Source organism: Candidatus Goldiibacteriota bacterium HGW-Goldbacteria-1, assembly GCA_002839855.1.
In the GTDB taxonomy this organism is placed as follows: domain Bacteria; phylum Oederibacteriota; class PGYV01; order PGYV01; family PGYV01; genus PGYV01.
Map to the genome: position 1 here is coordinate 437,671 of PGYV01000004.1, position 13,047 is coordinate 450,717.

The 13,047-nt window shown below is 40.8% G+C and carries 13 protein-coding genes and 1 tRNA gene; 2 read left to right on the forward strand and 12 right to left on the reverse strand.

Features of this window, described 5'->3' with window-relative positions; all coding sequences use genetic code 11:
• Positions 1-87 precede the first annotated feature (87 nt).
• From CVV21_05790 to CVV21_05810, 5 genes are all read right to left on the reverse strand, one after another.
• Positions 88-1,005 (reverse strand): hypothetical protein, encoded by a 918-nt coding sequence (locus CVV21_05790; protein PKL92264.1) that lies wholly within the window; start codon positions 1,003-1,005, stop codon positions 88-90.
• Positions 1,006-1,208: 203 nt separating this feature from the next.
• Entirely contained in the window at positions 1,209-1,595 is a 387-nt protein-coding gene (locus CVV21_05795) for a mobile mystery protein B (GenBank protein PKL92265.1), read from the reverse strand.
• Positions 1,596-1,791: 196 nt separating this feature from the next.
• On the reverse strand, positions 1,792-2,244 hold the full coding sequence (locus tag CVV21_05800; protein PKL92266.1) for a hypothetical protein: 453 nt from the start codon (positions 2,242-2,244) through the stop codon (positions 1,792-1,794).
• Positions 2,245-3,013: 769 nt separating this feature from the next.
• The gene (locus tag CVV21_05805) at positions 3,014-4,081 is read right to left on the reverse strand and encodes a 6-bladed beta-propeller (protein ID PKL92267.1); all 1,068 of its coding nucleotides are present in this window, start codon (positions 4,079-4,081) and stop codon (positions 3,014-3,016) included.
• A gap of 756 nt (positions 4,082-4,837) precedes the next feature.
• A complete protein-coding gene (locus tag CVV21_05810; protein ID PKL92268.1) occupies positions 4,838-5,029 on the reverse strand; it encodes a hypothetical protein in 192 nt (63 codons plus the stop codon).
• Between CVV21_05810 and CVV21_05815 the strand changes: the two genes are divergently transcribed.
• Positions 4,994-5,068 (forward strand) — tRNA-Cys (locus CVV21_05815). The two genes, CVV21_05810 and CVV21_05815, sit on opposite strands and share 36 nt — an antisense overlap.
• A gap of 49 nt (positions 5,069-5,117) precedes the next feature.
• On the opposite strand, the gene CVV21_05820 is transcribed toward CVV21_05815, so the two are convergent.
• The 3 genes from CVV21_05820 to CVV21_05830 are packed head-to-tail and all read right to left on the reverse strand — an operon-like array spanning position 5,118 to position 7,962.
• On the reverse strand, positions 5,118-5,513 hold the full coding sequence (locus tag CVV21_05820) for a hypothetical protein (GenBank protein ID PKL92269.1): 396 nt from the start codon (positions 5,511-5,513) through the stop codon (positions 5,118-5,120).
• On the reverse strand, positions 5,495-6,757 hold the full coding sequence (locus CVV21_05825; protein PKL92270.1) for an adenosylhomocysteinase: 1,263 nt from the start codon (positions 6,755-6,757) through the stop codon (positions 5,495-5,497). Before CVV21_05825 ends, CVV21_05820 begins: the two co-directional genes overlap by 19 nt.
• 29 nt (positions 6,758-6,786) lie before the next feature.
• Complete coding sequence (locus tag CVV21_05830; GenBank protein ID PKL92271.1) at positions 6,787-7,962, reverse strand: methionine adenosyltransferase; 1,176 nt, start codon at positions 7,960-7,962, stop codon at positions 6,787-6,789.
• 121 nt (positions 7,963-8,083) lie between these two features.
• Here CVV21_05830 and CVV21_05835 point away from each other — a divergent pair, with 121 nt between their 5' ends.
• Complete coding sequence (locus CVV21_05835; GenBank protein ID PKL92272.1) at positions 8,084-8,653, forward strand: hypothetical protein; 570 nt, start codon at positions 8,084-8,086, stop codon at positions 8,651-8,653.
• On the opposite strand, the gene CVV21_05840 is transcribed toward CVV21_05835, so the two are convergent.
• From CVV21_05840 to CVV21_05855, 4 genes are all read right to left on the reverse strand, one after another.
• Complete coding sequence (locus tag CVV21_05840) at positions 8,650-9,735, reverse strand: nitronate monooxygenase (protein ID PKL92273.1); 1,086 nt, start codon at positions 9,733-9,735, stop codon at positions 8,650-8,652. The two genes, CVV21_05835 and CVV21_05840, sit on opposite strands and share 4 nt — an antisense overlap.
• A 231-nt stretch (positions 9,736-9,966) precedes the next feature.
• Complete coding sequence (locus tag CVV21_05845) at positions 9,967-10,668, reverse strand: anaerobic ribonucleoside-triphosphate reductase activating protein (GenBank protein ID PKL92274.1); 702 nt, start codon at positions 10,666-10,668, stop codon at positions 9,967-9,969.
• 7 nt (positions 10,669-10,675) lie between these two features.
• Complete coding sequence (locus CVV21_05850; protein ID PKL92275.1) at positions 10,676-10,882, reverse strand: hypothetical protein; 207 nt, start codon at positions 10,880-10,882, stop codon at positions 10,676-10,678.
• 36 nt (positions 10,883-10,918) lie between these two features.
• Entirely contained in the window at positions 10,919-12,970 is a 2,052-nt protein-coding gene (locus tag CVV21_05855; GenBank protein PKL92276.1) for a ribonucleoside triphosphate reductase, read from the reverse strand.
• Between the last annotated feature and the right edge of the window lie 77 nt (positions 12,971-13,047).

The window sequence follows — 13,047 nt, forward strand, 5'->3', positions numbered from 1 at the left end:
CTATCCTCACCAAGTCACGATGTTAAATTCTTATCAATTTATGAATCAGGCAACGACACCTATATTTTAATTTCCTAATAAATCACGTTATTGGGATGTTTTTGTTACGTCTTCTTCCTGAATCTTTTCTTTTTCCTTTTCGGCTTCAGCAATAACGCTTTGCATTTTAAAAATTAGATTTTTAAACGCATTTTCTGCCAGTTTTAAATCCATTTCTATTGGTTCACGGTTATGCGGAAGAGGTTTTCCCAGCATCTCCCACAATAACGTCTCGGCTAAAACGGGTTCTATAACATAACGGTATCTATAACTCTCCCAATTGTCTTCCCACGTAAAATTAACGTTCATGTCATATGATAATTCAATTTTAATAAACCCCGGTATATCCGGATTTTTTAACAGATAAATATAACCCAGTTTTGCTGTTTTCCAGATTTCTTCCAAATCTTTAGCACCAATACCACAAAACGGACAGCCCGCGCCTTCCGCTATCGCCATTGACCTTGCTTTCCATTTATGCCCATTACTGCAAATAAAATTAGACTTCCCGGAACGGTCTGTAACATACCCTTCAAGCGATATCCCCCGGCCCTGCAACCGTTTTTTCATCTCTGCAGTATATGCATAAATATTGTCAAATTCAGGCTTTAAACCCGGCGGCGGCCGTAAACCTGCCTTCTTAGCTTTATCTAAAGCTGAAAATACCTCTTCCTGCTTAATTTCACATACTTCAACCCCTTTACTATAGGGTGTTACCAAGTAAGCCGTTGATGCCCAAAATACCTCTTCTGCCCAACCCATATCTGGTACAGCGTGGTATTCCTTCAACTGCCATTTCTGCCCGGTTTCTTTTACAATTTTACCCGCCTGTCTTTTGCAGTCATTATTATGCTCCGCTAATCTATCTTCGGGTTTCCAAGTAGTTATTCCAAACTTATATAAATTCTGATTAGAGGGATGCACTAATAAATATATAAACCCCGGTTTATCTGTTTTCTCACTCATAGTAACCTGCCTTTAATGCGTTATTAGTTTTGTCTTTGTTATACTACAACTTATCATTTCTCCCCAAAAATCACAAATCCGATTATATCATCAATTCTTATTATTTACGAAAAAATAGCACTACCGCTGTATTTTATTGGTGTTTTTTATATCCAAGTCTTGAATCAAGGCACGGTGTCTGGTTGTTTTATTTTTTACGCGTTTTAAATCAAATTATCTGTAAACTTCATCAGCGGATCAAAATCGCCTTTATCCGCCTCTTTAAGGGCTTTTATATATTCTTTCCTTATATCTGTGTTGTCCACCATATCTTTATCCGGCCATTTAGGCATTGCATGCCCTGCTGTAAACAAAATTATATCGGAAACAAGCCTTGCGTGCCTTCCGTTGCCGTTTTCAAACGGGTGTATCATGACAAGCCTGTGATGTATCCGTACTGCCTGTTCCAAAATCTGCATTTTATTTTCAGACCAGTATTTTGAATCGTCAATAAGTTTTTTTATTTCTACACCGATTTGTTCCGGGGCAATTCCTATGTTTAACACTTTTCTCCTGAAAGCCCCCGCCCACTTCCATGTAGCGCCGAACATTTCCTTATGCACGCCTTTTATTGTTTTTTCAGAAAGCTCAAAAGCTGTTTTTTTTTGACAGGTATTTACTTACCGCGTGCAGCACATTTTCCGCTTCCCAGACATCAAGTTCTTTTTTTGTGCTGATATGCCCGGGTATTAAACCTGAAATATCATCTATAGGCGTTGAATCTTCAGCGCCATGAAAATTGTCCATTTAATCCTCCCAGATTGAAGAATCCGCTTTTTCACTAAGCTCGTCTGTAAGTTCTTTTAAGCGTTTTTCATACGCGCTGTTATCAGGCGCCTGTTCTTCCAGCGCCATATTGGAGTATGTCCTTTTTAAAATTTTTTCAGCCCTGATTAAAGCATGCTTTCTTATAAACTCTTCAAAAGTCCCGGCCGGTTTAAAGGTAATAAGCACTTCGCAGTTAAGTTCTTTAGCGACGCGCGCGATTGTCTGCAGCTCAGCCGTATCCAATGCGGATTCTGTACGGTTAAAAGAAGACTGCTTTGTTCCCAGTCTTTTTGCCATCTGTCCCTGCGTAATTCCAAGGGCTTTCCTAAGCGCTGATTCTTTACCCGGAAGCATTGAAACAGGAAAAGGCTGCCCGCTTTCAAAAGCCGCGAATATCTGTTCACGCTGTAATTTCTTAAAATTATTCTTCATAATACACCTCCTAATATGTATTAAGATACATATTGTTTCAATGTAATTATCACTTATAATACATATTTTGTAAAGCAAAAAATGTATTTAAGTACATAAAATTGGAGGATCAGAAGGTTGGATGGTTGAAAGGTCGGTTGGAAAGAATAACCAAGGACGGACCTTCCGCCTGCGATAAATCTTTAGCGGACAAGTGAGTTGAGAGTAATTTACAGCTAACAGTTTACAGCTTGCAATTTGTCACTTGTCACTTGCAATTTGTCACTTGTCACCTGTTACCACCTGAACGCCTTCCCCCGGAGTAATAATTATTCTGTTATTTCAGCATAAAAATTGCTTTTCTTATTATTCCCACACAAACAACACTTCCGCTATATTTTATTGACATTTTTTTTTCAAAGCCTTGAGTCAAGGCACGGTGTAGGGTTATTTTTACAACCAGCAAACACATTTGTCAAATGACTTTTGTGTATTTTTAACACATTTATCCAACGACTTTTTGCCAAAAATTACACTTTTGAAATAATTTTTATTTTTGCTTTATTTTATAGGTAATTTAACACTTTAAAATCATATGAATACAGGCAAATCTTATTATTTACAAACAAATAGCATAACCGCTATATTTTATTGGCATTTTTTCTATCAATGTCATGAGTCAAGGCACGGTGTCGGGTATTTCTTTACTTTCAAGGTCTGGCACCAGTTTTTTCTTTTTCTTCTTTTTTCATCAAAATCTTAAGTTAAGACACGGTGTCGGGTTGTTCAATTAAGGATTTAGAGTAAAAACTTGTATTCTGCTATTATATGAGTCCACTACATACAACTTTGAAGAAACATTATGCCATGCTACTTTATTAGGATCATCAAATTGCCCATTCCCGCTTCCTGCACTTCCCCATTGAGTTATAAAATTTCCTGAAAGATCAAACATTTGGCAATAACTATTAAATGTATCTGCAATGTAAACACGGTTATTCACATTGTCAATTTCTATCCCATTAGGACGGTCAAACGTACCGTAACCAGTACCATTTTCACCGAACTTACTGATAAAATTTCCTAATAGATCAAATACTTGCACGTTGTGAAGTACTCCATCAGAAACATATACACGACTATTAGTTTTATCTATTTCAACATCCATCGGTGATTGAAATTGTCCGTCCCCCGTTCCTTGATAACCAAAATAAGAAATATAACTGCCATTTAAATCAAATATTTGTACTCTATGATTACCTGTGTCTGCAACATATACTTTTCCATTAGTTGTGTCTATATCAATACCACTAGGCATATCAAAATTCCCATTTCCTGTACCATTAGCACCCCATTTATCAATAAATGTACCATCCGTTGCCATTATTTGTATTCTATCATTGTCACCATCTACCACATAAATACGATTGTTCGCAAAATCACCTGCAAATTGATAAGGCTGACTAAACTGACCATCTCCGGTTCCAGGAGAGCCGATTGAACGTTTATAATTGGTACTTAAGTCAAAAACCTGAATTCTATGATTCAAAGCATCTGCAACATATATTTCAGAATTTGTATCATCTATTTCAATATATGAAGGTACGTTAAATTGCCCATTTAACGAGCCATAACTTCCCCATTGACCGGCATATGTAATATTTGGTGTTAATGTATTTGTTGGCGTATGTGTAGAGGTTTGTGTAGCCGTATTAGTCTGTGTTTGAGTTTCTGTTGCTGTATTTTCAATTATATTTGTAGCATCTGGTGGAGCTACAGGATTTCTTTTGCCGCAACCACTACAACCTGAAAAGATTGCAATTAAACCGATTAACATAATAAGAATTATTTTTTTCATCAATACCCTCCTGATTTTATTAACTATATCTTAATCCAAAGATCAAATATTTAACAGTTATTTTTTGCTCCGGTTTATTCTTCCTTCCCCAATCACCATGTTAACACTTTTTATCAAGTCACAAATTAGGCTCTGAGACCTATTCTTTTATTAGCAGAAAAACAACTTTTCTTATTATTTACGAACAAATAGCATTACCGTTATATTTTATTGGTATTTTTTCTACTCAAGTCTTGAGTTAAGATACGGTGTTGGATGGTTTTTTTCAGATTAGACGGATGCACTAATAAATATATAAACCCCGGTTTATCTGTTTTCTCACTCATAATAACCTGCCTTTATCGCTTTATTTGTTTTGTCTTTGCTATACTACAACTTATCATTTCTCCCCAAAAACCACAAATCCGATTCTATCATCAATTCTCATTATTTACGAACAAATAGCAATATCGCTATATTTTATTGGCGTTTTTTCTATCAATGTCATGAGTCAAGGCACGGTGTCGATTTTTCATATAAATAAACGATATTTATCATTCCTCTAAAACCCCGGACCTTACGCGATGTTCTGCCAACCAAGCAACCGGCCGGGGCGCTGATTGTTACATTGTGTGATTTTTTTCATGCGATATAATAAAAGTTCATCATTAACAGTCTTCAATTCCTTGTCAATCATGGCTTCTCCCGTTACCAAAGATGATTGTTTCAAAAACCACTTCCAAACATTTTTTATTATACGCCTTGGGGGGAAATACGTCAATTTTTTAAAACCTTTATGTCAATGCAAAATAGAAATGTCCTATTTTTTAAAACCTTTACCCACCTGCTTCCCCGCCCCTTATTCTCCCCCATAATTCCCTTGAAATATTGCCTGTAAACCCTTATAATTACTTCTGCCTTAAGCCAAATAATGGTGGCGTAGCCAAGCGGTAAGGCACGGGTCTGCAAAACCCTTATTCATCGGTTCAATTCCGATCGCCACCTCCATAAATAAAAAAAGCGCCCTTTACGGGCGCTTTTTTTTATTTATTAAAACCTACAGCGTTGTCTCCCCTGTAAGCTTTTTAAGCAGTTTCGTATGGTCGGGGTGTAACAATTCAAAGTTAACGCCCGACTTCCAGATGCCTTCTTTTTTTGAATCGCTGAAGCACCATTCCACCCTTCCAAAAGTAACAACCGGCATTGGTTCTTCCGGGACCATTATTTCCATCCTTAACATCCTTCCGGGCGGAAGCAATACTTTTGACACCACCTGAACCCCGGTTACGCTTATATCCGCGCTGTCTGCATGTATTTCGTTTTTTAAAGGGTCATCGGCTTCATTTTCTTCAAGGGTGTCTGCGGCTTTTAACGCAACTTTTGCCTGAAAACTTACCCTTGGATGCCTTCTTTTTTCTGTGTAATTTTCCAAAATTACGTCCCTTCTTCCCAGCTGTTAAGGTACTTTACCTGCTCAGGGGTAAGTTTTTCAAGTTTTACGCCCATGGATTTAAGTTTTATTTCCGCTATCTTTCTGTCTATTTCTTCAGGCACCACATATACTTTATTTTTCAGTTTCTTTCCCATCTTAACCATGTATTCCGCGCCCTGTGCCTGGTTTGCAAAGCTCATATCCATTACCATTGCCGGGTGGCCTTCTGCTGTTGCCAGGTTTACAAGCCTGCCTTCCGCAAGCAGGTTAATCTTATGCCCGTTTTTAAGTTTGTATTCAACAACCATATTCCTTACTTCTTTTTTTGTTACCGCAAGTTTTTCAAGGGCAGGCAGGTCAATTTCCGCGTTAAAGTGGCCGGAGTTGCACACTATGGCGTTGTCTTTCATTTTTCTAAAGTGTTCATCGCGTATTACATTTAAATTTCCTGTCACTGTCACAAAAACATCGCCGTAAGCCGCGGCATCTGACATTGGCATAACCCTGTATCCGTCCATTTTGGCTTCAAGCGCTTTAATGGGGTCAACTTCGGTTACAATAACGTTTGCGCCGGCGCCGGCGCCCCTCATTGCAAGGCCTTTGCCGCACCAGCCGTAGCCGCACACCACAAGGGTTGAACCGGCAAGAAGGACATTTGTCGCGCGGATTATTCCGTCAAGCGTGGACTGCCCTGTGCCGTAGCGGTTATCAAAGAAATGTTTTGTCATGGCTTCATTCACGGCAATTACCGGGAATTCCAGCTTGCCGTCTTTTTCCATTGCCTGCAGCCTTATAACACCGGTTGTGGTCTCTTCTGTTCCGCCGATAATTCCGGGGATAAGGTGCCTGTGTGTTTTGTGAATTGTGGAAACAAGGTCAGCGCCGTCATCCATTGTAAGCGTTGGTTTTGAAGCAAGCACTGCAAGTATGTGCGAATAATAAACTTTATTTGATTCGCCCTTGATTGCGTATGTGGGGATTCCAAAATCTTTTACAAGGCACGCCGCCACTTCGTCCTGAGTGGAAAGCGGGTTTGAAGCGCAGGCAACCACATTGGCGCCGCCTTCTTTTAATGTCCACAGAAGGTTTGCTGTCTCTGTGGTAATGTGCAGGCACGCCGCCATGTTAATGCCTTTAAAAGGTTTGGTCTTTTTAAATTCTTCCCTTATTAAACGCAGAACAGGCATATTGCGTTCCGCCCATTCCATTTTTCTTCTGCCTTCTTTTGCAAGTGTTATATCTTTTACATCATAATTTTTTTTCATTTCGCCTCCGTAAATTTTATTTCCGCGTATTACTTTAAACCCGCCGCTTTTTTTAATGCAGCGGCTTTATCCGTTGCTTCCCATGTAAAGTCCTTGTCGTTTCTTCCAAAGTGTCCGTGCGCGGCTGTCTTTCTGTATATGGGCCTGCGCAGGTTTAATGTTTCCCTTATTCCCCTTGGGGTTAACCTGAATACTTCTTTTACCGCCGCTTCTATTTTGCATTCTGACACTTTGTTTGTTCCGAACGTGCTTACCAGTACTGATGTCGGTTCGGCAACTCCGATAGCATAGGATAGCTGAACTTCCACTTTATCGGCAAGCTTTGCTGCCACGATATTCTTTGCAACATAACGCGCCATGTAAGCCGCGGAGCGGTCAACCTTTGAAGGGTCTTTGCCGGAAAACGCGCCGCCGCCGTGCCTGCCCATTCCGCCGTATGTATCAACAATAATTTTTCTGCCTGTTAATCCCGTGTCGCCTTCGGGGCCGCCCACTACAAACTTACCTGTGGGGTTAATGTGAAACTTTGTATTTTTTGTTACCATATTTTTTGGAATTATGGGGTCAATTACGTGCTTTTTAATGTCAGCGCGAAGTTTTTTGATATCAACATCCTGATGCTGGTTGGAAATAACAACCGCTGATACTTCCACCGGTTTTCCGCCCTGATAACGCACGGAAACCTGTGATTTGCCGTCCGGCCTTAAGTACGGAATTATCTTTTTTCTTCTTACTTCTTCAAGCCTTTCCACAAGCTTGTTGGCATATGTTATAGGCCATGGCATAAGCACGTCTGTTTCGTTGGTGGCGTAGCCAAACATCATTCCCTGGTCGCCGGCGCCTTCTTCTTTAGTACCTTTTTTATTTTCAGCGCGCGTTACACCCTGGCTTATATCAGGCGACTGTTTGCTTACCGATAATAATATATTGCATCCATCAGGGTCTATTCCGTCTTCCCTGGAATTGTACCCTATTTCTTTTAAGGTCTTTCTTACTATCGCCTGAAAATCAAGCGAAGCGGTTGTGGTAATTTCACCCGCGATAATTACAATTCCTTTTGCAAGCAATGTTTCGCACGCAACCCTTGAATTTGGGTCCTGGGTTAAAATTGCGTCCAAAACCGCGTCAGAAATCTGGTCCGCCACTTTGTCCGGATGGCCGGCCGTTACAGATTCCGATGTGAAAATACCGTCTTTTACTTCCATATTATTGCCTCCTGAGATTATATTTAGCGCTGCAATTAATAACGAAATTATAGCACAGCACTGTTTTGATTTCTATAAAAAATACGGCAAAAACAGCGCCTATGTGTAGTATAATCGTGTCATGGAAAACACATCCGACAGAATACAAACACAGCAGTCAGATAACACTATTACCATAGAAATTAAACCTTACAACACTATGTTTAACGCTTTATTATCTGTTTTTGTGACAGGTTTTTTTGCGGGGCTTTTGTTTATAGCCATAATGACAGCAGCCACTTTGCTTTATTCTTCGGGCTCTAAAATTGACTTAAACCCCATGATTACCATAACCACAGCTGTATACGCTTTAATCGGCGTTTTTTTTATAGCACGCGCCGCGGTATGGACGCTGTTTGGCAAAGAAGAGATTATTATAACCGGCGGTGCTTTTTACTACAAAAAAAGCGCGCTGATTAAACTTAAGGAAATTAAGGTTAACAATGAGGAAATTCTGGAATTTAAACTTACCGATTATTTTGAACCCAAGGATTTATTTTACGCGGTAAAAGCGGAATTTGGTTTTTTAGGCAGGTCTTTTACCCTTAAAACCGCCGCTTATAAATTACGTTTTGGAATATGCCTGAATATTGAAGAACTGCGCGTGCTTGAAAGTTTTAAGGAATTTAAAACCCTGCTGAAAAAAACTTAGCCCAGGTTTTCTTCCGCCTCTTTTACAAGTTCATCTATAAGGGTTTTTACCGGCACTATTTTATCCACCCTGTAAACGTTTGAACCCGCAAACGCAAACCCATTTTCTAAATCGCCTTTGGCGGCGTTTGAAAGCGCGTCTGCTATACAGTATGGGGACTTTGCAGGATTGCATGTCCTCAGGCAAAGGTATGAACATTTAAACTTAATTTCACCTTTTTTTGCTTTCTCAAGAAATTCATTTTTTATCGCCCTTCCGGGCATTCCTACAGGGCTCTTTATTATTACAAGGTCTTCTTTTTTGGCGTTAATATAAGCGTTTTTAAAAGCAATATCCGCGTCGCATTCATCCGTGCATACAAACCTTGTACCCATCTGAATTCCCGACGCGCCAAGTTTAATCATGTGTGCAATGTCCTTGCCGTCATATATTCCGCCCGCAGCTATTACGGGTATTTTTTTACCGTACTGTTCTTCATATTTTTTTACGGTTTCTATTACTCCGGTTACTATACCGTCAAGTTTTGGCGATATGGCGTCTTCTTCTATTTCTTCATGGGAATAACCAAGATGGCCGCCCGCCATTGGGCCTTCCACCACTATAGCATCCGGAATTCTGTTATATTTTGATGTCCATGTCTTGCAGATTATTTCCGCAACCCTTGCGGATGATACAATGGGCGCTATTTTTACGTCAGAGCCTTCAACAAGTTTGGGAAGGTTTAAAGGCAAGCCGGCCCCTGAAAATATGATATCCACTTTTTCATCTACCGCCGCCTGTACAAGCGCGGGATAACTGGTAAGCGCAACCATGATGTTTACGGCGATAATCCCTTTGGTAAGTGCTTTTGCTTCCCTTACATAACTGACAAACTCCCTTAAATCAAGCGCGTCGTCTTTTTCAATATTTTTTCTGTCTTTAACATGGTCGCTTTTGATAGCGGCCGATATTGTGCCCACCCCGCCGGCATTGGCTACCGCGGATGCCAGTTTTGCAAGTGATATTTTAATGCCCATTCCGCCCTGGATTATAGGCGGGCTTATCTTTAAATTTCCGATAAAAAGTTCAGGAAGATGTTTCATCTTTGTACTCTCGCTTTCGGGAATAGTTTCCCTTAAAATTCGTATATATAACTGAAGTATCTGAATTCTTTTCGGGGGAGGATTATCTGAAAGGTTAAAGAAGCATTAAAAAATCTTCTTAGAACTTTAAAGAGTATTCCAGGTCCGTCATTAGATAATCTTCACTTGAGTATTATTATATCACAAAACTTGCAGAAAACAAACATACTTGGGGGTATTAAGTAAAAGAAATTACGTAAGGACGGCGGTATTAAGAATTTTTACCTCTTTGACGTATTCTTTCATTATTTCCGCGAACTCGTAAAGCACCTGTTCGGGATATGGAGGGATTCCGGTAAAAACATGCGACAGCGTGTTTTTATTGTCATACTGCTGTATGGAAAATCTGTCAGCCCCGTTTATCAGTTTTCCTATCTGTTCAAAATCTTCTTTTTCAACTATTCCCGGGACTGCGGTGGTTCGAAATTCGTGTTCAACACCGGAAATCATTATAAGTTCTATGGATTTTTTTATTTTGCCAAAATCAATTTCACGGCCTGATGCCATTTTATATTTTTCCGGAGAGGACTTTATATCCATGGCTATGTAGTCCACAAGCTCTTCATCAATCAGTTCTTTTATTATTTCCGGCCTGTAACCGTTGGTGTCAAGTTTTACCTTAAGTTTCATGTCTTTGATAAGCGAGCAGAAATCCACCAGCCCCGGGTTAAGCGTGGGCTCTCCGCCTGTAATTGCCACGGCATCAACAAATCCCGCGCGGTCTTTTATCTGTTCCAGTATCTCGCCAAGAAGAAGCGTGTCGTTATTAACCTCCACCAGGGACGCGTTGTGGCAGAATGGGCACTTAAAATTGCAGGGGGATGTGTATACTATGGAAGTGACGTGTCCGGGGTAGTCAAGAAGCGACACCCCGGTAAAGCCGTTAATTCTCATTTATTTATTAATTCATCACTTCAATTTTTTCAGCCGCAGGTTCTGATGTGTATGTTTCCCTTTCCGTATACTCTTCCTGTTTTCCGTTGTTCCACTGCTTTACCGGCCTGAAGTAACCCACTATTCTGCTGTAAACCTCGCAGTCAGTTCCTTTTACGGCCTGAAGCTTTGTTTCCAGTTCTTCAATCTTTGCGACGATGTCTTTTTTTTCCATTAGTGCCTCCAAAATTATATTATTTTATTTAAATTTTTATCTTACGTTCTGTTCCAGCAGTTCTTTTAATTCTGTTATTTCAGACAGTATTTTTCCCTTTTCTTCTTCTTTGCATTTGGGGCAGTTAAAGAATTCGCCCGCAAGGTAGCCATGCGTGGGGCATACGCTGAAGGTGGGCGTTAAGCTGTAATAAGGCATGTGGAAATTTTCCGCCACTTTTTTTACAAGCTGTTTTGTGGCTTCAATTGAATTTAACCTTTCGCCAAGGAAAATGTGGAATACGGTGCCGCCCGTGTACCTTGTCTGAAGCGGATCCTGGTGTGACAGCGCTTTGAATAAATCCTTGGTATAAAATACGGGAAGCTGCGTGGAATTTGTGTAATACGGTTCCTTGTTTCCCATGGCTTTAATATCGGGGTATTTTTCCCTGTCTATCTTTGCAAGGCGGTATGACGTGCCTTCTCCCGGTGTGGCTTCCAAATTATAGAAATTACCGGTTTTTTCCTGATACTCTTTCATTACGTCCCTCATAAATTCAAGGGTTTCAATGGCAAACATCTGCCCTTCCGGCGACGCAATGTCCTTGCCCATAAAATTCAGCGCCGCTTCGTTCATGCCTATAAGCCCGATGGTGGAAAAATGGTTTGTCCAGAATTTTCCTGTCCGCTCTTTAATTCCGCTTAAATAATAATTGCTGTACGGGTACAGCCCCTGCTCTGTAAGTTTTTCAAGCATCTTTCTTTTTATTTCAAGGCTGTCTTTGGCCACTTCCATTAAATACTTCAGTTCCTTATAATATGCTTCTTTGTTGCCTTTATTTTTGTATCCAAGCCTTGGCATATTAATGGTGACAACCCCGATAGAACCGGTTAAAGGATTGCTGCCAAAAAGGCCGCCGCCGCGTTTTCTTAATTCGCGGTTATCCAGGCGCAGCCTGCAGCACATGCTGCGCGCGTCGTCCGGGCTCATGTCTGAATTTACAAAATTCGCAAAATACGGAATGCCGTATTTGGCTGTCATTTCCCAGACCGGGTCAAGCTGCTTATTATCCCAGTCAAAATTGTTTGTGATGTTGTATGTGGGTATGGGGAACGTGAAGATTCTGCCCTTGGCATCGCCTTCAAGCATAACTTCCGCGAACGCCCTGTTTATAACGTACATTTCTTCCTGATAATCGCCGTAGGTGGAATCGTGTATTTCGCCCGCAATTACAACCGCTTCATCTTTCATGTTGCCCGGCACCACTAAGTCCATGGTGATGTTTGTAAAAGGGGTCTGGAACCCGACCCTTGTGGGGATGTTCATGTTAAAGATAAACCTTCTGATGGCCCTTTTTACGCTTTCATATGAGAGGTTTTCATACCTGATAAACGGCGCTAATAACGTGTCAAAGTTTGCAAACGCCTGCGCGCCGGCGGCTTCTCCCTGAAGGGTATAAAAAAAGTTTACTATCTGCCCAAGCGCGGATTCAAAGTGCGACGCGGGCGCGGATTCTATCTTGCCTTCCACTCCGCCGAAACCGCGGATTAAAAGGTCCTTTAAATCCCAGCCGCAGCAGTAAACTGAAAGCAGCCCAAGGTCGTGCAGGTGCAGCGAGCCGCTGGAATGCGCTTCTTTAATTTCAGGAGTGTAAATTTTATTAAGCCAGTATGTGGATGTAATAATGGAAGAGACGTGGTTGTTAAGACCCTGCAGGGAGTAGCTCATGTTGGAGTTTTCTTTTATCCTCCAGTCAAGCTTGCGGAGGTAATCATCTATCATCAGGGTGGAATCGCCAAGGATGCTCTTTAAATCCCTCATCTTGTTATGCTGGTCGCGGTAAAGGATGTAAGATTTGGCTATCTGTATGAAGCCGTTGTTGATAAGGGTCTGTTCCACAAGGTCCTGCACGTTTTCAACAGTGGGCACCTTGCCGTCTTTGTAAACCACGTTAAGAATGGACGCTACCTGCTCGCAGATTTTATCCGCTTTCTCACGGTCATAGTTATTATTTGCCTTGAACGCCTTGAAGATAGCCTCGGTTATTTTAGCCTGATCAAAAGGCGCCAGGTCACCATTCCTTTTCAGGATGAACTGGATTTTACTCATTTATCGCTCCCCTTTATTTTTTTAGCCTTATTAAAACCCGGCTATTATATTTGTTGTAACCATTTATGTCAATAATA

What these genes read in the sequence shown, in the direction of transcription:
- CVV21_05790 (PKL92264.1), bottom strand. Translation starts at nt 1,005, where the DNA reads ATGAGTGAGAAAACAGATAAACCGGGGTTTATATATTTATTAGTGCAT.
- CVV21_05795 (PKL92265.1), bottom strand. Translation starts at nt 1,595, where the DNA reads ATGTTCGGCGCTACATGGAAGTGGGCGGGGGCTTTCAGGAGAAAAGTG.
- CVV21_05800 (PKL92266.1), bottom strand. Translation starts at nt 2,244, where the DNA reads ATGAAGAATAATTTTAAGAAATTACAGCGTGAACAGATATTCGCGGCT.
- CVV21_05805 (PKL92267.1), bottom strand. Translation starts at nt 4,081, where the DNA reads ATGAAAAAAATAATTCTTATTATGTTAATCGGTTTAATTGCAATCTTT.
- CVV21_05825 (PKL92270.1), bottom strand. Translation starts at nt 6,757, where the DNA reads ATGAAAAAAAATTATGATGTAAAAGATATAACACTTGCAAAAGAAGGC.
- CVV21_05830 (PKL92271.1), bottom strand. Translation starts at nt 7,962, where the DNA reads ATGGAAGTAAAAGACGGTATTTTCACATCGGAATCTGTAACGGCCGGC.
- CVV21_05835 (PKL92272.1), top strand. Translation starts at nt 8,084, where the DNA reads ATGGAAAACACATCCGACAGAATACAAACACAGCAGTCAGATAACACT.
- CVV21_05840 (PKL92273.1), bottom strand. Translation starts at nt 9,735, where the DNA reads ATGAAACATCTTCCTGAACTTTTTATCGGAAATTTAAAGATAAGCCCG.
- CVV21_05845 (PKL92274.1), bottom strand. Translation starts at nt 10,668, where the DNA reads ATGAGAATTAACGGCTTTACCGGGGTGTCGCTTCTTGACTACCCCGGA.
- CVV21_05850 (PKL92275.1), bottom strand. Translation starts at nt 10,882, where the DNA reads ATGGAAAAAAAAGACATCGTCGCAAAGATTGAAGAACTGGAAACAAAG.
- CVV21_05855 (PKL92276.1), bottom strand. Translation starts at nt 12,970, where the DNA reads ATGAGTAAAATCCAGTTCATCCTGAAAAGGAATGGTGACCTGGCGCCT.